Source organism: Streptomyces sp. CB01635, assembly GCF_002803065.1.
Taxonomy (GTDB): Bacteria; Actinomycetota; Actinomycetes; order Streptomycetales; family Streptomycetaceae; genus Streptomyces.
In genome coordinates, this window is record NZ_NNBL01000023.1 from 92,210 (window position 1) to 112,936 (window position 20,727).

22 protein-coding genes are annotated in these 20,727 nt (G+C 69.6%); 13 read left to right on the top strand and 9 right to left on the bottom strand.

The genetic code is table 11. The features are described from left to right. Positions 1-2: 2 nt before the first annotated feature. The 5 genes from CG723_RS35960 to CG723_RS35980 all read left to right on the top strand — a co-directional run bounded on the left by CG723_RS35960 (position 3) and on the right by CG723_RS35980 (position 2,559). The gene (locus CG723_RS35960; protein WP_100597733.1) at positions 3-638 is read left to right on the top strand and encodes a hypothetical protein; all 636 of its coding nucleotides are present in this window, start codon (positions 3-5) and stop codon (positions 636-638) included. Positions 639-651: 13 nt separating this feature from the next. Continuing rightward, positions 652-834, top strand: a complete 183-nt coding sequence (locus CG723_RS35965) for a hypothetical protein (RefSeq protein ID WP_100597734.1) — start codon at positions 652-654, stop codon at positions 832-834. Between the two features lie 108 nt (positions 835-942). Further along, positions 943-1,431: a BlaI/MecI/CopY family transcriptional regulator gene (locus CG723_RS35970; RefSeq protein WP_100597777.1), complete on the top strand. Its 489-nt coding sequence runs from the start codon at positions 943-945 to the stop codon at positions 1,429-1,431. A gap of 9 nt (positions 1,432-1,440) precedes the next feature. After that, the gene (locus CG723_RS35975) at positions 1,441-1,983 is read left to right on the top strand and encodes an amino-acid N-acetyltransferase (protein WP_100597735.1); all 543 of its coding nucleotides are present in this window, start codon (positions 1,441-1,443) and stop codon (positions 1,981-1,983) included. A gap of 237 nt (positions 1,984-2,220) precedes the next feature. Next, positions 2,221-2,559, top strand: a complete 339-nt coding sequence (locus CG723_RS35980) for a histone-like nucleoid-structuring protein Lsr2 (protein WP_100597736.1) — start codon at positions 2,221-2,223, stop codon at positions 2,557-2,559. On the opposite strand, the gene CG723_RS35985 is transcribed toward CG723_RS35980, so the two are convergent. After that, complete coding sequence (locus tag CG723_RS35985) at positions 2,538-3,113, bottom strand: SCO3374 family protein (RefSeq protein WP_100597737.1); 576 nt, start codon at positions 3,111-3,113, stop codon at positions 2,538-2,540. The two genes, CG723_RS35980 and CG723_RS35985, sit on opposite strands and share 22 nt — an antisense overlap. A gap of 432 nt (positions 3,114-3,545) precedes the next feature. On the opposite strand from CG723_RS35985, the gene CG723_RS35995 reads away from it, so the two are divergent. Then, a complete protein-coding gene (locus CG723_RS35995; protein WP_100597738.1) occupies positions 3,546-6,074 on the top strand; it encodes an ATP-dependent Clp protease ATP-binding subunit in 2,529 nt (842 codons plus the stop codon). A 627-nt stretch (positions 6,075-6,701) separates the two neighbouring features. Here CG723_RS35995 and CG723_RS49370 read toward each other — a convergent pair. After that, complete coding sequence (locus CG723_RS49370; protein WP_442802621.1) at positions 6,702-7,064, bottom strand: hypothetical protein; 363 nt, start codon at positions 7,062-7,064, stop codon at positions 6,702-6,704. 637 nt (positions 7,065-7,701) lie between these two features. Here CG723_RS49370 and CG723_RS36005 point away from each other — a divergent pair. Next, positions 7,702-8,379 carry a M23 family metallopeptidase gene (locus CG723_RS36005; protein WP_100597740.1) on the top strand — a complete coding sequence of 226 codons (678 nt, stop codon included), beginning with the start codon at positions 7,702-7,704 and terminating at the stop codon, positions 8,377-8,379. Positions 8,380-8,447: 68 nt separating this feature from the next. Here CG723_RS36005 and CG723_RS36010 read toward each other — a convergent pair whose 3' ends face one another. Continuing rightward, on the bottom strand, positions 8,448-9,020 hold the full coding sequence (locus tag CG723_RS36010) for a TetR/AcrR family transcriptional regulator (protein WP_100597741.1): 573 nt from the start codon (positions 9,018-9,020) through the stop codon (positions 8,448-8,450). 151 nt (positions 9,021-9,171) lie between these two features. On the opposite strand from CG723_RS36010, the gene CG723_RS36015 reads away from it, so the two are divergent. The 3 genes from CG723_RS36015 to CG723_RS36025 all read left to right on the top strand — a co-directional run bounded on the left by CG723_RS36015 (position 9,172) and on the right by CG723_RS36025 (position 12,036). Further along, positions 9,172-10,926: an MDR family MFS transporter gene (locus CG723_RS36015; protein ID WP_100597742.1), complete on the top strand. Its 1,755-nt coding sequence runs from the start codon at positions 9,172-9,174 to the stop codon at positions 10,924-10,926. A gap of 173 nt (positions 10,927-11,099) precedes the next feature. Then, positions 11,100-11,537, top strand: a complete 438-nt coding sequence (locus CG723_RS36020; protein ID WP_234374691.1) for a helix-turn-helix transcriptional regulator — start codon at positions 11,100-11,102, stop codon at positions 11,535-11,537. Between the two features lie 52 nt (positions 11,538-11,589). Then, a complete protein-coding gene (locus CG723_RS36025) occupies positions 11,590-12,036 on the top strand; it encodes a VOC family protein (RefSeq protein WP_100597779.1) in 447 nt (148 codons plus the stop codon). A gap of 21 nt (positions 12,037-12,057) precedes the next feature. On the opposite strand, the gene cseC is transcribed toward CG723_RS36025, so the two are convergent. From cseC to CG723_RS36050, 5 genes are all read right to left on the bottom strand, one after another. Beyond that, a complete protein-coding gene (gene cseC, locus CG723_RS36030; protein WP_100597743.1) occupies positions 12,058-13,437 on the bottom strand; it encodes a two-component system sensor histidine kinase CseC in 1,380 nt (459 codons plus the stop codon). Between the two features lie 98 nt (positions 13,438-13,535). Next, complete coding sequence (gene cseB / locus CG723_RS36035) at positions 13,536-14,252, bottom strand: two-component system response regulator CseB (protein WP_100597744.1); 717 nt, start codon at positions 14,250-14,252, stop codon at positions 13,536-13,538. A gap of 82 nt (positions 14,253-14,334) precedes the next feature. Then, positions 14,335-14,991: a hypothetical protein gene (locus CG723_RS36040; protein ID WP_100597745.1), complete on the bottom strand. Its 657-nt coding sequence runs from the start codon at positions 14,989-14,991 to the stop codon at positions 14,335-14,337. After that, positions 14,979-15,527: a SigE family RNA polymerase sigma factor gene (locus CG723_RS36045; protein WP_100597746.1), complete on the bottom strand. Its 549-nt coding sequence runs from the start codon at positions 15,525-15,527 to the stop codon at positions 14,979-14,981. The genes CG723_RS36040 and CG723_RS36045 overlap by 13 nt, the downstream gene beginning before the upstream one ends. 181 nt (positions 15,528-15,708) lie before the next feature. Continuing rightward, a complete protein-coding gene (locus tag CG723_RS36050; RefSeq protein ID WP_100597747.1) occupies positions 15,709-16,605 on the bottom strand; it encodes an A/G-specific adenine glycosylase in 897 nt (298 codons plus the stop codon). 144 nt (positions 16,606-16,749) lie between these two features. On the opposite strand from CG723_RS36050, the gene CG723_RS36055 reads away from it, so the two are divergent. Beyond that, on the top strand, positions 16,750-18,348 hold the full coding sequence (locus CG723_RS36055; RefSeq protein WP_100597748.1) for a sensor histidine kinase: 1,599 nt from the start codon (positions 16,750-16,752) through the stop codon (positions 18,346-18,348). Then, positions 18,345-18,992, top strand: a complete 648-nt coding sequence (locus CG723_RS36060) for a response regulator transcription factor (RefSeq protein ID WP_100597749.1) — start codon at positions 18,345-18,347, stop codon at positions 18,990-18,992. Before CG723_RS36055 ends, CG723_RS36060 begins: the two co-directional genes overlap by 4 nt. On the opposite strand, the gene CG723_RS36065 is transcribed toward CG723_RS36060, so the two are convergent. Further along, positions 18,993-19,634 carry a phosphatase PAP2 family protein gene (locus tag CG723_RS36065; protein WP_100597750.1) on the bottom strand — a complete coding sequence of 214 codons (642 nt, stop codon included), beginning with the start codon at positions 19,632-19,634 and terminating at the stop codon, positions 18,993-18,995. Positions 19,635-19,819: 185 nt separating this feature from the next. Here CG723_RS36065 and CG723_RS36070 point away from each other — a divergent pair, with 185 nt between their 5' ends. Then, positions 19,820-20,620, top strand: a complete 801-nt coding sequence (locus tag CG723_RS36070) for a hypothetical protein (RefSeq protein WP_100597751.1) — start codon at positions 19,820-19,822, stop codon at positions 20,618-20,620. Positions 20,621-20,727: the final 107 nt, after the last annotated feature.

Here is a 20,727-nt window from a genome sequence, read left to right on the forward strand (position 1 = left end):
CCATGCCCACGCCCTACGGAAACCGCGGCGGCATGGCGTTCGGCGCTGAAGAGCTGCGTGTGCTCCGACGCGCCCTTGCCCTTGCCCTTCACCCGAGTCCTGTCTCCGCCGAGGACATCCAGGACTGCCTCCGGCTCGCCGAGTCGGTCGACGAGGCAGCCGACGAAGGCGCCCGTATCCGCGCCTTCCTGCTGGCCGACCTCGCCCGCTACCGGGCCGCCCTGCCCGGCACCACCACCGGCTACCTGGAGCTGCTCGACGAGTCGCTCGCGGCGGGTTACCAGCCCGGCGCCGACGACCTCGCCTCCCTGCGCGCCCTGCGCGGCAACCCCTCCGCCGCCACCCTCCTCGAACGCTGCCGCACGCTCACCGAGCGCGACGTGCGGGCCAGGCTCGAGGGCCGGGCGTCCGTGCGCGGGGAAGTGCGCGTCCTGCAGCCCCGCGTACCGGCCTCCCGCACCCGGCTGCTCGCCCTGCCCGGGGGTCTCGCCGCCACCGGGAAGCCGGCATCCGACCCCAGGCCCCCGGCGAACCCCCCGGCCCCGCCGCGCCCCATGCCCACCCCGGCCGAGGTCTTCCCGCCCAAGCGCCGCCCCGCACCCCCCGCGGCCCCGCCGCAGGAGCTCGCCGTCGGATAGCTACTCTGGGGGCATGGACTACGTCTCCGCGCTCGTGCCCCCCGTAGTGATGGCCGTCTTCTTCGTCGGTCTCATCGTGACGATCGTGAAGTCCCAGGGCGGCGACAGGAAGGCCAAGGAAGACGCGGCCGTCGACGCGGCGATCGCCCGCGCCGAGGCGGCCCGCCAGGCCGGCCCGCAGCCGAGCGACATCTGAGAAGGGCGCCCCACCGGGCGCCCTTTTTGCCGTTATTAGGCGCCGTTTGCCACGTCCGGCGCCCTATTCCCGACTTCTGCCACTAGTGTGCTGCTCGTGCCGCGCCCATTGGGAGAACTCGAAGACGCAGTGATGACACGGGTGTGGAAGTGGAACCGCCCCGTGACGGTTCGCGAAGTCCTGGAAGACCTCCAGCAGGACCGTTCCATCGCCTACACCACGGTCATGACCGTTTTGGACAATCTCCACCAGAAGGGCTGGGTGCGCCGCGAAGCGGAAGGCCGGGCCTATCGATATGAGGCCGTCTCCACTCGCGCCGCCTACTCCGCCGCGCTGATGAACGACGCATGGTCCCAGAGTGACAACCCAGCGGCGGCTCTCGTCGCCTTCTTCGGCATGATGTCGCCGGAACAACGCCAAGCACTGAGCGATGCAGTGCGCATGGTGCAGGGGCCTCAGGCGCAGACCCTCACGACTCAAGAGCCCGAAGCATCTGAAGACTCCGAAGGGCCCGAAGCATCTGAAGGGCCAGAGGGGCCTCAAGGACCCGAAGGCACTGAAGGACCCGAGGGACCGGACCCGGACGCCGGGCGATAGCGTCCGCTCATGCCAGCACAGCTCCCCGCAGTCACCGCAAAAGCAGTCACCGTGCGCAGGGCGAGGACGGCCGATGTGCCGTCCGTGCGCCGTCTCCTCGACGCGTACAGCCGCGAGGGGATCCTGCTCGACAAAGCCACCGTGACGCTTTACGAGGACATCCAGGAGTTCTGGGTCGCGGAACGTGACGACAACGCGGAGGTCGTCGGCTGCGGCGCCCTGCACGTCATGTGGGAAGACCTCGCGGAAGTCCGCACCCTCGCCGTGAATCCGGTGGTCAGGGGCGCGGGCGTCGGTCATCAGCTGCTCCAGAAGTTGCTTCAGACCGCGCGCTGGATCGGTGTTCGCCGGGTTTTCTGTCTCACCTTCGAAGTGGAGTTCTTCGCGAACCACGGCTTCGTGGAGATCGGAGAGGCACCCGTCGATACCATCGACACCGATGTCTACAGCGAGCTCTTGCGTTCCTATGACGAGGGTGTCGCGGAGTTCCTCGGTCTCGAACGAGTGAAACCGAACACCTTGGGCAACAGTCGGATGCTTCTGCATCTGTGATCGCCCCCCTGTATTACTCAGCAGCTGCCTGCCCAGGTGCCCTATGTCCGAAACGCGCATCTTTCCGGGCTTCTCGCGGCGCTTGATCTCTCCTGGATCTCTCCCAGGGGTTTGTGTTTTTCCAGCAAAAGCGGTTTGCTTTCCGACGTACTGCGTACTGCATATAACAAGGGGACGGCGAATCAACGACTGAGGTCGTGGAGTCCGGCCCTACAGATATCGATGAAAGGAAATCCGGTGGCACAGAAGGTTCAGGTCCTTCTTGTCGACGACCTCGACGGTGGCGAGGCGGACGAGACCGTGACGTTCGCGTTGGACGGCAAGACTTACGAGATCGACCTCACCACCGCCAACGCGGACAAGCTCCGCGGACTTCTTGAGCCGTACCTCAAGGGTGGTCGTCGCACCGGAGGCCGTTCCGCCGGCGGACGCGGCAAGGCGCGCGCCGCGGTGGCCGGCGGCAGCCAGGACACGGCGCAGATCCGTGCCTGGGCCAAGGAGAACGGTTACGAGGTCAACGACCGCGGCCGTGTCCCCGCGTCCATCCGTGAGGCCTACGAGAAGGCCAACGGCTGAGTGCAGCCACGTCGCAGCCGGATCCGGTGGCACTGAGTCGCCGCCGTTTCCACCAGCCGTACGAGACCGGGGGCGCCCCCACCGCCCCCTACGGCCGAAAGCGCCGTCAGGGCCGGAAGTGTCGGCTCGACGTCGCATCCGGGCTCGGGGGGCCGCACCCAGACCGCGGCCTCCTGCGGGTCCGGCACTCCCGGGGGCGCGGGCGCGTCGATCCGCCCGCCCGCACCGGCCACGGTGAGATCGAGGGGCAGCGCCCCCCACTCCAGCCAGTCGAGCAGCCCCGGCAGCTCCTCCGCGCTGCCCGCGGCCACCAGCAGGCGCATCGTCTCCCCTTGCAGGGCCACCGGACACCTGGGGTCCAGCCGCCGCAGCACGGCTCGTCCCGCCTCCGCGGGCAACTCCAGTACGTCGAAGCGCAGCCCCGTCAGCAGCTGAAGGCCCTCGGGGCCCGGCGCGGTGGCCCAGCCGAGCGCGTTCTCGTACCACTCCCGCACCGGGTCGCCCGCGTCGAGCGGCCGACGGGGCAGGGGCACGGTGGGCACGATGGAGACCATGTCCGGAGCAACCGCCGGGAACCCTCGCGAGTTACGCAGCGTTGTCGGATGGGTGCACAGAGTTTCTCGAATGGGGGCGCGCGGAGGCGTTCGGCGGCGCAAGGGTGTTCGCCCGTAGCGGAGGGAACCGGGGCGCGCCGCATGGACTGTCACTGCTAGCGGGTAAGACATCCCTAGTGAGGAGGGGCGACACGTGGGTTCGGGCCGTCTTGCGTTCGCCATCGGCGTACTGATGGTGGGGGTAACTGCCTGGCCTGCGGGAACATCGTCTCGCACCATCGGTGTTGGAGCAGTTGTCGGCGTTCGGGTCAGGAGGCCATCGACGGGTGTCGGCAGTTGGAATGAGCGGTCCCCGCTTGCGGGACTAAGCTGCGGAAGGACAGGGAGGGGAGCGTCCCCTTACTGCCTGACCGCTCTGAGGAGCGATTAACGATGTTCGAGAGGTTCACCGACCGCGCGCGGCGGGTTGTCGTCCTGGCTCAGGAAGAAGCCCGGATGCTCAACCACAACTACATCGGCACCGAGCACATCCTCCTGGGCCTGATCCACGAGGGTGAGGGTGTCGCCGCTAAGGCCCTGGAGAGCCTCGGGATTTCGCTCGAGGCGGTCCGCCAGCAGGTGGAGGAGATCATCGGCCAGGGCCAGCAGGCCCCGTCCGGACACATCCCCTTCACCCCCCGTGCCAAGAAGGTCCTGGAGCTGTCGCTCCGCGAGGCCCTTCAGCTGGGCCACAACTACATCGGCACGGAGCACATCCTGCTCGGCCTGATCCGCGAGGGCGAGGGCGTAGCCGCCCAGGTCCTGGTCAAGCTGGGCGCCGATCTCAACCGGGTGCGGCAGCAGGTCATCCAGCTGCTCTCCGGCTACCAGGGCAAGGAGACCGCCGGCGCCAGTGGCGGTCCTGCCGAGGGCACCCCCTCCACGTCCCTGGTCCTCGACCAGTTCGGCCGGAACCTCACGCAGGCTGCCCGCGAATCCAAGCTCGACCCGGTCATCGGGCGCGAGAAGGAGATCGAGCGGGTCATGCAGGTGCTGTCCCGCCGCACGAAGAACAACCCGGTCCTCATCGGCGAGCCCGGCGTCGGCAAGACCGCCGTCGTCGAGGGCCTCGCGCAGGCCATCGTCAAGGGCGAGGTGCCCGAGACCCTCAAGGACAAGCACCTCTACACCCTCGACCTGGGCGCGCTGGTCGCCGGTTCCCGGTACCGCGGTGACTTCGAGGAGCGCCTGAAGAAGGTCCTCAAGGAGATCCGCACCCGCGGCGACATCATCCTGTTCATCGACGAGCTGCACACGCTGGTCGGTGCGGGTGCCGCCGAGGGCGCCATCGACGCCGCTTCGATCCTGAAGCCGATGCTGGCCCGCGGTGAGCTGCAGACCATCGGTGCGACCACGCTCGACGAGTACCGCAAGCACCTGGAGAAGGACGCCGCTCTCGAGCGCCGCTTCCAGCCCATCCAGGTCGCTGAGCCGTCGCTGCCGCACACGATCGAGATCCTCAAGGGTCTGCGCGACCGCTACGAGGCCCACCACCGCGTCTCCATCACGGACGAGGCCCTCGTCCAGGCGGCGACGCTGGCCGACCGGTACATCTCGGACCGCTTCCTGCCGGACAAGGCGATCGACCTGATCGACGAGGCCGGTTCCCGGATGCGCATCCGCCGGATGACCGCGCCGCCGGACCTCCGCGAGTTCGACGAGAAGATCGCGGGCGTGCGCCGTGACAAGGAGTCGGCCATCGACTCCCAGGACTTCGAGAAGGCAGCTTCGCTCCGCGACAAGGAGAAGCAGCTGCTCGCCGGGAAGGCCAAGCGCGAGAAGGAGTGGAAGGCCGGCGACATGGACGTCGTCGCCGAGGTCGACGGCGATCTGATCGCCGAGGTCCTCGCGACCGCGACCGGCATTCCCGTCTTCAAGCTGACCGAGGAGGAGTCCTCGCGTCTGCTGCGCATGGAGGACGAGCTCCACAAGCGCGTCATCGGCCAGAAGGACGCCGTCAAGGCGCTCTCGAAGGCGATCCGCCGTACGCGTGCCGGTCTGAAGGACCCGAAGCGCCCCGGTGGCTCGTTCATCTTCGCGGGCCCGTCCGGTGTCGGTAAGACCGAGCTGTCCAAGGCGCTCGCCGAGTTCCTCTTCGGTGACGAGGACGCGCTGATCTCCCTCGACATGTCGGAGTTCAGCGAGAAGCACACGGTCTCGCGTCTCTTCGGTTCGCCCCCCGGTTACGTGGGCTACGAAGAGGGCGGCCAGCTGACGGAGAAGGTGCGGCGCAAGCCGTTCTCGGTGGTTCTCTTCGACGAGGTCGAGAAGGCCCACCCGGACATCTTCAACTCGCTCCTTCAGATCCTGGAGGACGGTCGCCTGACCGACTCCCAGGGCCGGGTCGTGGACTTCAAGAACACGGTCATCATCATGACGACCAACCTCGGCACGCGGGACATCTCGAAGGGCTTCAACCTGGGCTTCGCGGCCACGGGTGACACGAAGTCCAACTACGAGCGGATGAAGAACAAGGTCTCGGACGAGCTCAAGCAGCACTTCCGCCCCGAGTTCCTCAACCGTGTGGACGACGTCGTCGTCTTCCCGCAGCTGACCCAGGACGACATCCTCCAGATCGTCGACCTGATGATCGGCAAGGTCGACGAGCGCCTCAAGGACCGGGACATGGGCATCGAGCTCAGCCAGTCCGCGAAGGAGCTCCTGGCCAAGAAGGGTTACGACCCCGTGCTCGGCGCGCGTCCGCTGCGTCGCACGATCCAGCGCGAGATCGAGGACTCGCTCTCCGAGAAGATCCTCTTCGGCGAGCTGCGTCCGGGCCACATCGTGGTCGTCGACACGGAGGGCGAGGGTGACGCCAAGACGTTCACCTTCCGTGGCGAGGAGAAGGCCACGCTGCCGGACGTCCCGCCGATCGAGCAGGCGGCCGGCGGAGCCGGGCCGAATCTGAACAAGGAGGCGTAACCCTTCGGGGATGCGCTGAGACAAAGGGGCTTCCCCAGGACTTTGGTCCTGGGGAAGCCCCTTTGTCGTGCCCGCGGGTCAGCCACCCCGCCGGTGGACGGTGACGTCGGCCTGAGGGAAGTGGTCGGCGTACACCTCGCCGGCGGCCGGTGCCGCGTCCTCGGAGAAGATGAGGCGCACCTCGTGCGCGTACGTAGGAGCGTCGTCCGCTCGCGAGTACGGGCATGGGCCACCGCCATGCGCACGACGTCCCCCACTGGGTGTCGCCGGCGTGGCCGAGCAGGACGTCGAGGTGGCCCTCCTCGACCGCGTAGCGCGCGCCGAGAGGTGGTCGAGGAACGTCCGGTGCGCGCGAAGGCGACCGCCTGCGGGGCGGGGCTGCGCAGGACGCCGCTGCGCAGCAGGAGGTGGCGCAGGATCGTGGGGGCGTCGCCCTGGCGCGCGGCGTCGAGGGCCGAGGGCAGGGCGCGTTCGAGCAGCGTGAGCGCGGTGGCCTCGTCCCTCTCGGTGCGGCCGCGAGCACGCGTGCGTAGGCGAGGCGCTGGAGGAGTTCGGTCTGGTCCTCGGTGTCGGGTTCGATGCCGTCGAGGCCGCCCAAGCCGTGCCGGCGGTCGCGGTCGGTGAGGATCATCTGGAGCGCGGCGTCATACAGGGGCCTTGCGGCGCGGCGGCAGATATCCGCGGCGCGCGCGGTGGAGGGCACAGGGCGTCGGCGGTGAGGCCAGGCGCGGGGACCGGCTCGCGCACGGTGCGGGCCGGCTGCCGGTGGCCGACTCGCGCAGGGTGTGGGCCGGCTGCCGGTGGCCGACTCGCGCAGGGTGTGGGCCGGCTGCCGGTGGCCGAGGCGGACCGCCTGGAGGTCGTCCGTGTCCAGGTCGCCGAGGGCGAGGAGCCTGCGGGCGAGGCCGCCGTGACCGCCTCCTGCTCGTCCGCAGGGAACGGGGGCTCGCCCGAGGACTGCACGGCCTCCCGCACCAGACGGGCGGCCAGGTGCCGGACCTCCTTCTCCCCGAGGGTCCGCTTCTCGCCGCGGAAGGTGACGAGGCCCTAGAGGCGTACGGGCCTGTCCACCAGGCCCGAGCCGGGGCCGTCGCGGGTGAGGAGCGGCTTCGCCAGAGGCGAGAGCACGCTCCACGCCAGGCGCGTGCCGAGGACTGAGGGATCCATCTGCGCTTCCCCCGAAGGCCGTGAAACCAGGCGCTTCGGCGTAGCCCGCGTCACATTCGCGGGTCTCTGGATCTTGCCTCCCGGTGACATGCCGCACAGGCGTTTTGTCCGGTACTAGCCGCAATAGTGGATGCGTTGGGAGGGTGGAGGGTTGTTGCGGCATCGATGGGTTATACCGAAATGTCCGTTTCTTGGATCGGTGGGGTGCGCGACCGGTGGAGCCCGGGACGCAAGGGCGCGAAGTGCCCCTAAACCTGGAATCAGGGCATAAAACCGACAGATCGTAGGGGGTCTTCAGGGGTCGTCAAGAGGTTGAAGTCCCGACCTTTTAGTACGGCTTTGGGTAGTAGATGGGGCCTTTGAGTCGAGATGGGGTCCCGGGTTACCAATGAACAGCCAGCCCGGCACGTCACCAACGAGTGCCGGTCTGTCCCTGTCATCAACGCGGAGGTAATCCCGAATGTCGAAGCGCACCATGACTCTTTCTTCCGGCTCGTCCCTGCTCCGTACTCGGGCGGCCGTCGTGACCGTCGCCATGGGAGCCACGGCGCTGCTGGGGGCCGGGGCCGCGGTCGCCGCCGAAAGCACTCAGGGAAGCGTCGCGCTGCCCGGCGTCGCCGCGGCTTCCGTTCAGGCGCAGGCCAAGGCCCAGGCCAAGGCCGCCGAGCAGGCGAAGCAGAACGCCGCGACGGTCAAGAAGACCGCCGCGAAGAAGGCTGCCAGCTGGATGGACCCGGTCAAGAGCTACAAGCTGTCCGCGGGCTTCGGCCTCGGCGGCAACATGTGGTCGCACAAGCACTCCGGCCAGGACTTCGCCGTGCCGATCGGCACGAACGTCATGGCCGCCCACGGCGGCACCGTCGTCAAGGCCGGCCCCAACGGCGGCGGCGACGGCCCGGCGTACGGCAACGCCATCGTGATCAAGCACGGCAACGGCACGTACTCGCAGTACGCGCACCTGTCCCGCATCGACGTGCACATAGGCCAGACGGTCTCCACCGGTCAGCACATCGCGCTCTCCGGCAACACCGGTAACTCCAGCGGCCCGCACCTGCACTTCGAGATCCGCACGACCCCGAACTACGGTTCCGCGGTCAACCCGGTCAACTTCCTGCGCTCGGTCGGCGTCAGCGTCTGACCTGCACAAGCGAGCTCACCTGCGTAAATGAGCTCACCTGCACGAAGAGCACAACTGCATGACAGAACTCAGGCGCCCCGCTGCGCCTGGGTGATGAGATCGGTGGCGACCTCGAGGATGGCCTTGCGCTTTTCCTCGGGGTCGCCTTCGACGTCCTTGAGGACGAACAGGCCCGCGTGCATCGAGAAGATCGCGCTGAAGCAGCGGACCCGCTCGGTCAGGGTGGCGTCCTCCGGCAGGAGCTGGTCGAGGAGCGCCTTCATGCGGTCCTTGAAGAGCTCGCCGATGCTCAGCTCGCGCATGGTCGCCTGGTTCTCCTGCATGAAGCGGAACAGCGGTCCCGCCCCGTGCAGCGCCAGGCTGTAGCGCTCCATGAGCTCCTGCTTGGTCTCCAGGGTGTTGGGCTGCTCCCGGCCCCACTCGATCAGCTCGTCGATGGGCCGCGTCAGGTCCTCGAAGAGGCTGACGACGATGTCTTCCTTGGTCTTGAAGTGGTAGTAGAGCGCCGCCTTGGTGACGTCGAGGTGCTCGGCGATCTCGCGCAGCGAGGTCTTCTCGTAGCCCTGTTCGGCGAACAGTTCCAGCGCCACGTCCTGGATGCGCTGCCGCGTGTTCCCGCGGCGCTGCTTGCTGCTGCCCATCTGTGGCTGCTCCTTCGTGCTGGTGGCGGGCCTTGGGAGAAAACTTACTTGACGCCCGGCTAGTTAGCGCTCTATCTTCCCTCAGTGTAGTCAACTTGCCGGGCGGCAAGTAAGTGTCGGCAGGTAAGTAAGTAACTGGGGAGTGGGGATCATGGCGGAGACCGGAACAGTGGCGGCGGTGGACACCGGCGGGGGCGGCGAGGCGGCCACCAAGGAGCGGCAGCCGCGCAGCGTGCGCGTCGTCCTGATGGCATTGATGATCGCGATGCTGCTCGCAATGCTCGACAACATGATCGTCGGCACCGCGATGCCCACGATCGTCGGCGACCTGGGCGGCCTCGAACACCTCTCGTGGGTCGTGACTGCGTACACGCTCGCGACCGCCGCCTCGACCCCTATCTGGGGCAAGGTCGGCGACATGTACGGCAGGAAGGGCGCCTTCCTGACCTCGATCGTGATCTTCCTGATCGGCTCCGGGCTCAGCGGCATGGCCCAGGACATGAACCAGCTCATCGCGTTCCGCGCGATCCAGGGTCTCGGCGCCGGTGGCCTGATGGTCGGCGTCATGGCCATCATCGGTGACCTGATTCCGCCGCGGGAGCGCGGCAAGTACCAGGGCATGATGGCCGGCGTCATGGCGCTCGCCATGATCGGCGGACCGCTCGTCGGCGGCGCCATCACCGACAACTGGGGCTGGCGCTGGTCCTTCTACATAAACCTGCCGCTCGGCCTTGTCGCCCTCGCCATGGTCACCGCGGTCCTGCACCTGCCGAAGAAGCGGTCGAAGGGGAAGATCGACTACCTCGGCGCCGCGCTGCTCACCGTCGGCATCACCTCGATCGTGCTCGTGACGACCTGGGGCGGCTCGCAGTACGCCTGGGGCTCCGCCGTGATCATGGAGCTCGCCGCGATCGGTGTCGCCGCGCTCGTCGGCTTCCTCTTCGTCCAGACGAAGGCAGCCGAGCCGATCATGCCGCTGCACATCTTCCGCAGCCGCAACTTCACGGTGATGTCCCTCATCGGCTTCATCACCGGCTTCGTGATGTTCGGCGCCGTCCTCTTCCTGCCGCTCTACCAGCAGACGGTGCAGGGGGCGAACGCGACCAACTCCGGTCTGCTGCTCCTGCCGATGCTGCTCTCGATGATGGTGGTCTCGCTGGTCGCGGGCCGCGTCACCACCAACACCGGCAAGTACAAGGTGTTCCCGCTGGTCGGCAGCGTCCTGATGGTGGCCGGACTCTTCCTGCTCGCGCAGATGGACACGGAGACGACGCGCCTCACCTCCGGCCTGTACATGGCCGTGCTCGGCGCGGGCATGGGCTGCCTGATGCAGATCACGATGCTGGTCGCGCAGAACAGCGTCGAGATGAAGGACATGGGCGTCGCCTCGTCCTCCACGACCCTGTTCCGTACGCTCGGCTCCTCCTTCGGCGTCGCGATCATGGGCGCGCTCTTCAACAACCGCGTCCAGGACGTGATGGCCGAGCGGGCCGGGGCGACGGGCGGCAAGGTCGCGGAGCATTCCACGCAGCTGACGGCCGAGGGTCTGGCCAAGCTTCCGGACGTGGTGCGTGACGCCTACCTGCACGCGGTGTCGGCAGGTACGCACTCGGCCTTCCTGCTCGGTTCGGTCATCGCGGTTCTGGCGCTGATCGCGGCGGTCTTCGTGAAGGAGGTGCCGCTGCGGGGCGCGGGCCCCGCCAAGGAGGCGCCGAGCTCTCCCGAGGCCGCGGGTCCGGCGGACGCGCAGCCGATCGACATGGCCAAGGCCGGTACGGCTACGGCCGCTGCGGCTGCGAACGGTACAGCTGAGACCGGTACGGCCACGGCCGACGCGAAGCCGGTCGAGGGGGGCGCGGCCGGGGACGCCGCGGCGGACGGCAGGACGGTCTCCGAGACCGTCTGAGCGGGTCGTCCCGATCCTCCTCGGCTTGATGAAGGCCCCCGGTGCGCTGACGTGCACCGGGGGCCTTCGCCGTGCCGGGGCTGTGGCCTGCTGGAACGGGGCCGTTGTCAGTGGGGCGTGCCAGCATCGATGGCGTGGAGAAATTGCGGCAGCTGCGGCTCGCGAAGGATGCGATGGACCGCGACTGGGCCGAGGCGGACCTCGACCTGGACGCGGTGGCGGCGCATGCCGGCTATTCGCGCTACCACTTCGTGCGGTGCTTCAAGGAGGCGTACGGGGAGACGCCCGGGCAGTATCTGACGCGCCGCCGGATCGAGCGGGCGGAGGAGATGCTGAGAACGGCGGACCTGTCGGTCACGGAGATCTGCGGCCTGGTGGGGTTCAGCAGCCTCGGCACGTTCTCGTCCCGGTTCAAGAGACAGACGGGCCTGACGCCGAGCGAGTACCGGGCGAAGCATGTGGGGCGCGGGGCGGCGCTCATCCCCGGGTGTTACGCGATGTTGTGGGCCGGCGGCTTCCCCGGCAGGGGGCCTTCCGGCGGTACGGGTCCGGGGGCCGGCGAGGAGCGCAATTCTGGAGAAGCGGGGGCGGGGGGTGACTGCCTACGGTGACAGGGCACGGCCGGACTCCCCGGCGCGTGGCCCGAACAACGCGGAGCGCATCATGATCAAGGGACTCGCCATTTCCACCGTCTGGGTTCTCGACCAGGACCGGGCCAAGGAGTTCTACACCGAGAAGCTGGGGCTCGAGGTGCGTACGGACATGATCATGGGCGAGGGCGGCATGCGCTGGCTGACCGTGGGCGCCAAGGACCAGCCGGACGTCGAGCTGACGCTGATGGTGCCCGGGGTGCCCGCGATGGACCCCGAGTCGGCCGAGGCCGTGAAGAAGCTGGTCTCCAAGGGCATCCTCGGGGCCGGCGTCCTGGTCACGGACGACATCCACGGGGACTACGCGAAGCTCAAGGAGCGCGGGGTCCAGTTCCTCCAGGAGCCGCAGGAGCGCCCGTACGGGACCGAGGCGATCTTCCGCGACGACTCCGGCAACTGGTTCTCGTTCACGCAGCGGAACGAAGGGCTCGACCTCGACAAGGAGTGGGCCACCAGCTAACGCTCTCGTTCGGAGCCGCCCTCAGTCCGGCAGCCGCAGCATCGGGAAGCTTCCCGTGTTTGTCGGCGCGTGTTCCGGCAGCCACAGCACGGCGACCGCGCCCTCGGCCGGAGTCCCCGAAGGAGCGCCCGGCGGGCGCACGTTGCGGAACGTGAGGCGGGCGCCGAGCACGCGCGCCTGGCCCGCCGCGATCGTCAGGCCGAGGCCGTGCCCGTGGCCCGCGCGGTCCGCCGCGCCCGTACGGAAGCGGCTCGGCCCCTCGTCGAGCAGCTCCTCCGGGAACCCGGGTCCGTGATCGCGCACGCGCACCACCCGGCCCTCGACGCTGACCTCGACGGGCGGCTTGCCATGCTTCGCGGCGTTGGCGAGGAGGTTGAAGAGGATGCGTTCGAGGCGGCGCGGGTCGGTGGTGACCTCCGACTCGTGCACCACGCTCACCCGTACGTCCGCGTGGCGCGCGCCGATCCGCCGCGTCACGAACTCGCCCAGCAGCAGGTCCTGGAGCTCGGCCCGCTCGGCCGCGCTGTCCAGACGAGCCACTTCGAGCACGTCCTCGACGAGCGTGCGCATCGCCTGGGCCCGGTCCTTGACCAGCTCGCTCGGGCGTCCGGGCGGCAGCAGCTCGGCCGCGGTGAGCAGCCCGGTCACCGGCGTACGCAGCTCGTGCGCGATGTCCGCGGTGACCCGGCGCTCGGCCTCAAGACGCTGCTTCAGGGCGTCGGCCATCGCGTCGACGGCCTGTGCGAGATCGTCGGTCTCGTCGCGTACGACGCCGCCGATGGCGTCCCCGACCCGTACGTCGGTCCGCCCTTGCGCGACCTCCCGGGCCGCGAGCGCCGCCTTGCGCAGGCGCCGTGACACCTGTCCGCCGATCAGCACTCCGAGGGCGCAGCCGCCGAAGACCACCGAGATCGAGCCGATGATCAGGGCCTGGTCGAGGTCCTTCATGACGGTGGCGCTGCGGTCGGTGAAGCGGGTGTGCACGGACAGCAGGCGCCCGTCGCCCAGCGGGACCGCCGCCCAGATGTCGGGTACGCCGCCGGCCTGTTCGGAGACGAAGGTGGCGCGCCGGCCGGCCATCGCCCTCTTCCGCAGGTCAGGGGGTATGCCGGGGTCGTCCACCTTGAAGCCGACGGGGAGACCGCGCCCGGTGGCCTCGTACTGGCGCGCCACGAACTGGATGCGTTCGTCCTGCACGTCGCGCGCGTTGTCCAGCATCGAGACGCGCGCCGCGTTGTGCACGACCAGACTCAGGGCGAGGGCGACGAGCGCTCCCACCAGGGCGATGGCGACGCTGATCTTCCAGCGCACCCCGGTGTGCAGCGCCGGGCGCAGCCGTCTCAGCGGCAGCCGCAGCGGCAGCCCGAGCCGGGCGCGCACGGTCGCGGCGGCCCCCCTCATATCCCGATCCCGTTCCTCGTCGGACAGTGGATGACCCGGCCGGCCCACGGACCGACCGAGCCCACGGTTCTCCCAACACCCCGCCCCGGCACGGCCCGTCAGGCCTTGAGCTTGTAGCCGAAGCCGCGGACCGTCTCGATCCGGTCCTGGCCGATCTTCGTGCGCAGCCGCTGCACATGGACGTCGACGACGCGGGTGTCCCCGCCCCAGCCGTAGTCCCACACGCGCTCCAGGAGCTTGTCGCGGGAGAGGACCGTGCCGGGCGCGGACGAGAACTCCAGGAGCAGCCGCATCTCCGTCGGCGTCAGCGCGACCGTGGCCCCGTCCTTGCGGACCTCCATGCCCTCGGTGTCGATCTCCAGATCGCCGAACTGCAGGACACCGCCGTTCCCGGCGGAGGCGTCGGGGACGGCCGGCGCCGCGCCGGACGCCGACCCGCTCGCGTGCCCGAAGCGCCGCAGCACCGCCCGGATCCGCGCCACGAGGACGGCCCCGTCGAACGGCTTGGTCACGTAGTCGTCCGCGCCCGCCTCCAGGCCGAGCACCACGTCGATCGAGTCGGCCCGTGCCGACAGCATGATCACGGGGACGGTGGACTCGTCACGGATGCGGCGGCACAGGCTCACGCCGTCCAGGCCCGGCACCATCACGTCGAGCAGCGCGATGTCGGGCCGGTTGGCGCGGAACGCCTCGAGGCCCGCGAGGCCGTCGGGCATGGCCGTGACCACGAAGCCGTCCCGCTCCAGGGCGAGCTGGGTGGCCTCGCGGATGACGTCGTCGTCCTCGACGAAGAGGACGTGGGTGTGCTCTGCCATCCGAATCCGCTGCTCCTGTTACGTCGTCCGAATTGTGAAAGTGTCCGTCATCCGAAGGGTCGGGGCTGCCCGGCCCGGCCGCTCAGTTGTCGGACGGCTCGGGCGTGTCCCCGTTCACCGCGTTGCTGTAGTCGTTGTGCGTCCTGTCCTGCTCGACGAACCGGCCGGTGGTCCAGCGGTACGTCAGGACGTCCTCACCCGAGGGATACGCGACCGAGTCGCCCTTCTCGTACACCTGCTTGGTGACGACGAGGTCGCCCCGGTCTATCTCCGCGTACACCGGAGGCTCCTCGGCCATGAAGACGTTCTCGTACCTGCCGCCGGTGTCGCGGTACACGTAACTGCCGATGCTGACGGCGTCTCCGCAGGTCATGACGTTGACCACGACGTCGTTCGACGTGTTCCCCGTGAGGTTCCCGTAGGACACGTCGACCGGGTACTCGTCCCCCACACAGGGCTTGAGGTCGCGCTTGACCTCCGTGCTCACCGACGGGTCGTCCTTGACGAGCCGGACCGCGTTCACCTGCTTGGGCGCGGGGGAGGCCGGGGAGGACGACACGGCCTTCGGGGCGGCCGAGGCCCCCGGGTCGGAGCGGGCGGGCCCCTCGTCGCGGGCGCCGGTGCCGCCGGCCGAGCAGGCCGTGAGGGCGCCGAGGAAAAGGCCGATGGCGGCGAGCGCGGCCACCGCCGTACCCCCCGCCTTCAGGACCCGAGCGGCACGTATGCCTAGGCCGCGCAACGCTCCGTCTCCTCCCGTTCGAGCGCGCCGTGGCCGGACTCGTGGCGGTCCCGGCTCTCCAGCTCCTCGCGGAGCCGGGCCAGCGCCCGGTGCAGCGTGCTCTTCACGGTTCCGGCCGACATGCCGAGTGCGGCGGCCGTCTCCTCTGTGGACATCTGCTCCCAGTGTCGCAGCACCACGACACTGCGCTGCTTGGGAGCCAGCACCTTCATGATGTCCATGAGGAGCGCGCGGTCGGCGTGCTGCTCGGTCGAGTCGTCGATGCTCGCGTCGGGCAGCTGCTCGGTGGGTACCTCTTCGAGCTTGCGGGCGCGCCACCACTCCGTACGCGTATTGATCATGACGCGGCGCAGATAGGCGTCGGCGAGACGCTTGTCGGCTATGCCGTCCCAGCGGCCGAACGTCCGCACCAGCGCGGTCTGCAGCAGGTCCTGGGCGTCGACGGGGTCCGGCACCAGGCGCCGGGCGCTGCGCAGCAGGGCGTCCTGCCGAGTGCGGACGTACTCCTCGAACTCGAGCACCTCGCCGTGCGCCATGCCAACCGCCTCCCGTTCGCGAACCGTTCGCGCTTTCCCTGTCCGTCACCTGTAGGTGATCGGTACAGGGGAGAAGCTACGGAGGCGTTGTCACGGGGTTGTCCGCTTCAGCATGCGGCGGGCGCACGGCTGTCCGTCGGTTGTGTAACAGACGTAAGACGTGGGTAAACCCGTACGCCCGTCAGCTCAGAGGCAGCCGGTACAAGCCGTCCGGCATCGGCTCCACGAGCCCGTCCGCCACGAGCCCGTCGAGGGCGCGCGCCCGCTGCACCGGCTCGTCCCACACGCGGTCCAACGCCGCCTGGGGAACGGGCGAGACGGCCTCCCGCAGCACGGCGAGCAGCTTCCCGCGCACCTGCCGGTCCGTGCCCGCGTACGTCTGCCCGCGCCGGGGCGGACCGACGTGGTCGGGCTTGCCGGCGAGCCGCCAGGCGCACTGGGCGGCGATGGGGCAGCGGTGGCAACTCTCGTTCTTCGCCGTGCAGATGAGGGCGCCGAGCTCCATGGAGGCCGCGGCCCAGCGCGAGGCCGTCGACTCCTGCTCGGGCAACAGGGCGCGGGCGAGCTTGCGTTCGGCCGCGGTCGTGGCGTTCGGCGGGTACTGCACACCGCTCACGGCGCGCGCGAAGACACGCCGCACGTTCGTGTCGAGGACGGCGTGCCGCTGCCCGTACGCGAAGGAGGCCACGGCGGCGGCCGTGTACTCACCGATGCCGGGCAGCGCGAGCAGCTGGGCGTGAGCGGCGGGTACGTCGCCGTTGTGCCGCTCCGTTATGGCGACGGCCGCGCCGTGCAGCCGCAGGGCGCGGCGGGGATAGCCGAGTCTGCCCCAGGCGCGCACGGCCTCGCCGGGCGCCTCCTTGGCCAGATCGGCGGGGCGCGGCCACCGCGCGAGCCACTGCTCGTACACGGGAAGGACGCGGCTCACCGGCGTCTGCTGGAGCATGAACTCGCTGACCATCACACCCCAGGGACCCGCGTCGGGGTGGCGCCACGGCAGGTCGCGGGCATTCTCCGCGAACCAGTCGATGACGGGGGCGTGCAGGGACTCGGTGCTGGTGTTCGTGGGCGCAGTCATGGCAGGACGATCCTGCCACGGGGAGCGGGGACGGCGCGGACACCCTGCGACGCAAACGGGTTGGCTCGGCCTCGCTCGCTTGACGCCCGCCCCTGACGATCGGCAGGGGCGGCGGCCCGACCGCCGCTTGTACCTTCGGAAGATGTGAGACCACCAGCCCGCAGTACGGGCCCCCTGCTCTGGGCGGCCCTGTCCGTCCCCGCAGTCGCCGCGGAGCGCCTCGGCCTGAACGAGCGGACCCCGCTGTGGGCCCAGCTCACCGGCCTCGCGATCCTGGCCGCGGCGACCGCACTGCACCGCACCTGGCCCGCGACGGCGTTCCTGCTCGCGGCGGCGCCGGGCCTCGCCACGTCCACCTCCCTCTTCACCACGTCGTACGGCTGCGCGCTGGCGGCCTTCGCCTTCCTGCTGGGCCTGCGCGGCACGGCGACGGGCGTCGCACTGCTCTCGTTCGCGGCGGTGGCGGCGGCGGGCACGGCCAAGATCGCGGTACGCCAGGTCGACCCGGCGGCGGAGTGGCTGGTCCTCATGGGCACGCTGCTGTTCGGCGGGGTCTTCCCCTGGCTGATCGGCCGCTACTGGCGCCAGAGCCGCGAGCTGACGGCGGCGGGCTGGGCACGGGCGGAACAGCTGGAACGCGAACACAGAATCGTCGCCGACCGCGCGAGACTGCGGGAGCGGGCGAGGATCGCCCAGGACATGCACGACTCACTGGGCCACGAACTGAGCCTCATCGCACTGCGCGCGGGCGCGCTCCAGGTGGCACCGGACATGGCCGAGGCGCACCGCACGGCGGCGGCCGAACTGCGCGCGGCGGCATCGGACGCGACGGAACGCCTGCACGGCATAGTCGGCCTGCTGCGCGAGGACGACGAGCCGGCGCCCCTGGCCCCACCGGGCGAAAGCATCGCGGCCCTGATCGAAAGAGCAGCGGACTCAGGCCTCCCGGTAACCCTGCAAGACCCCCAGGACACCGGCCCCGACCCGACCTCCCGCACCACCAGCCCCAACACAACAACCCGCACCACCTACCGAGTGATCCAAGAAGCACTCACGAACGCGGCGAGACACGCACCCGGCGCCCCCGTCACCGTCGAACACACGCAGAACGAAGACGGAACGACGGTGGAGATCACGAACGGCCGCCCCCGGCACCGCCCGGGCCCGGCGGGCAGCGGTACGGGCCTCATAGGCCTGCGCGCCGGAGTAGCGGCGCTGGGCGGCTCATTCGAGGCGGGCCCGCACGAGGAGGGCTACCGCGTCAGCGCCACCATCCCCACCGGGAAGACGCCCACCCCCGAGACCACAACACCGGGCGCCCTCTTCGCATCGGCGAGGCGCCTGGCCCACCGCCGGGTCGGGGTGGCGTTCGGAGCGGCGGCAGCGATGGGTGCGGTCCTGATCGGCGGGGCGTTCGCCTGGTACGCGTACACGAAGACGCACGCGGTGCTGACACCGACGGCGTACACGGCCCTGAAGATCGGAACGCCGCTGGAGGAGACGGTCCCGCGGCTGCCGGACCGCACGATCAGCGACCCACCGGTGGACAGAGCTCCCACCCCACCTCCGCCGGGGACGGACTGCCGCTACTACAGGGCGAGCGGCGAACTCTTCGCCCCGGTGGACCACTTCAGACTCTGCTTCAGAAAGAACAAAAGCCACGAATTGGTAGAAAAGAGCGTGATCCCCAAGCCAGGCACAGCGGACCAGCTACACCGACAGAACCGAAAGGAGCCGAAATGATCCGAGTGCTGCTGGCGGACGACGAGGCGATGATCCGGGCGGGCGTGAGCGCGATCCTGGCGGCGGGCGGCGACTTCGAGGTGGTGGCAGAGGCGGCGGACGGCCGCGAGGCGGTGAGCCTGACGCAGGCCCACCGCCCCGACGTGGCGCTCCTGGACATCCGCATGCCACGCCTGGACGGCCTGGCGGCGGCGGAGGAGATCGTACGAGTGGTGCCGGGCACGGCGGTGGCGATGCTGACGACGTTCTCGGAGGACGCGTACGTGGCCCGGGCCCTGGCCGGCGGGGCCACCGGATTCCTCCTCAAGTCCGGTGACCCGCATGAACTGATGGCGGGGGTCAGGGCAGTGGCGGACGGCGCGGCGTTCCTGTCACCGAAGGTGGCGCGCCATGTCATCGACGGCTTCGGGGCACAACGCCTGGGCCGAGAGGCGGCGGCCAGAGCCCGAGTGGCGACGCTCACCCCACGCGAACGCGAGGTGCTGGGCCTGGTGGGCGCGGGCCTCTCGAACCCGGAGATAGCGCGCCGCCTGCACCTGGTGGAGGGCACGGTGAAGGCCTACGTCAGCGCGGTCCTGGAGCGCTTGGAGGTCAAGAACAGAGTGCAGGCGGCCATCGTGGCGTACGAGGCGGGCCTGGTCTGATCACTGCCGATGACCGCCAACAGCCACATACGCACCAACCACCCCCGGCCCGGCGAACCAACGAACAACGCCATTCCCGGACCCCCGCATCGCAACAACGACCCGAACCCCACCCCCCACACAGAGCCGCACCACGACGAACGAGACAAGAGCCCCGACCCCCAGCCCCACCGCCACGTCGTGCGGGTAGTGGACGCCGACGAAGACGCGGGAGAAGGCCATGAGGAGGGCGACGGGAACGGTGAGCCGCCCGATGGCGGGCCAGGCGAGGGTGAGACCGACAGCGGCAGCGGCGGCGATGGTGGCGTGATTGCTGGGGAACGACCAGTCACCGTGCGGCGGACACGCGACAAGAGAGTTCAGGGCGCCGGAGACGGCCCGGCAGGGACGCTCTTCGTCGACAACGGACTTGACCAGCTCGCTGCACACGTAGGCGACGCCGGTGGCCGGCGGGGCGAGCGCGGCGAGGGTCAGGGCCCGGGGGTCACCGCGCCGGGCCCGCCACCAGGCCACGACGAAGAGCAGGGCGAATGCCAGCAGCCCCAGCTCGGTGAACACCTCCATGAGGTGCTGGAACCACGACGGGGTGCCGTGGGCGAAGCCGGTGATGTCGCGATAGAGGCCGGAGTCGAAGATTCCCATGTCACGGACGGTACGTAAGGCCCGTACACGGTCACATCCGGCGATGGTCTCGTCCCGTACCTGACGAAAGACAGGGGTTGTCCCCGCGCCGGAACGGCCGCCCGGGACTATGATCCGCAAAACTCGCGGGCCGTGGCGGCGGGTGGGGGCGGGAGAACGGACGGATCTCTCGTACAGTTTGCGCCGTGGGATCTCTGCGCAATCCGATCGGGCCGCTTCCCTCCACCATTTACTGGCGACGGAGGGCCGTTCTGCTGTCCATGGTGGCGCTGCTCGCGCTGCTGATCGTATGGGCCGTCAACTCCGGTGGCGGAGGCGGCAGGAACAGCGCCGGTGGCTCGAACGGCAAGAACACCGCGCCCTCTTCCATCACGCCCGGCCCCTCCGGGTCCGGACCCGCGATCAGCGAACACCCGGGCGGCCGCGACGAGTCGGGCGGCGGCGGTGGTGGTGACGGCGGTTCCTCGGACGGCGACAACGGTGACGGCTCAGGCTCGGACACAGCCGGCTCAGGGGCGGGATCCGATGACGACGGGAAGGGCGGCACAGGCGCGGGCGACCGACTCCCCGCGGGCTCGAGCCTCCCCGACTGCACGACAGGCGGCGTGACCCTGACGCTGCGCAGCGTCCACAACTCGTACGCACCCGGAGAGAAGCCGAAGTTCGAGCTGACGGCCAAGAACACGACGGCGAAGGACTGCAAGGTCGATCTCGGCCCGAAGAACGCGGTCCTGACGATCACTCAGGCTTCCAGTGACGACGAGATCTGGTCCTCCGGCGACTGCCCCAAGGGCTCCGGCAGCCTCCTGCTGCGCGTACCGGCAGGCGCCCACATCACGCACACGATCGAATGGGACCGCAAGGCAAGCGCCCCTCAGTGCGCAACCCCGACGGCAGGCCCGGCAACGCCGGGTACCTACCTGGTAGAGGCGAAGGCAGCCCAACTCCCCAAGGCCCGGGCATCTTTCGTGCTGGCCAAGGACTGACCGGCACAGTCGCCCGACGGGCCCCACCGGCGATCAGTCGCGTACGAGACAGAAGGACCGACGAACGGCCCACCGGCCGCCGGCCGCGTACGAAACGGGAGGGGCCG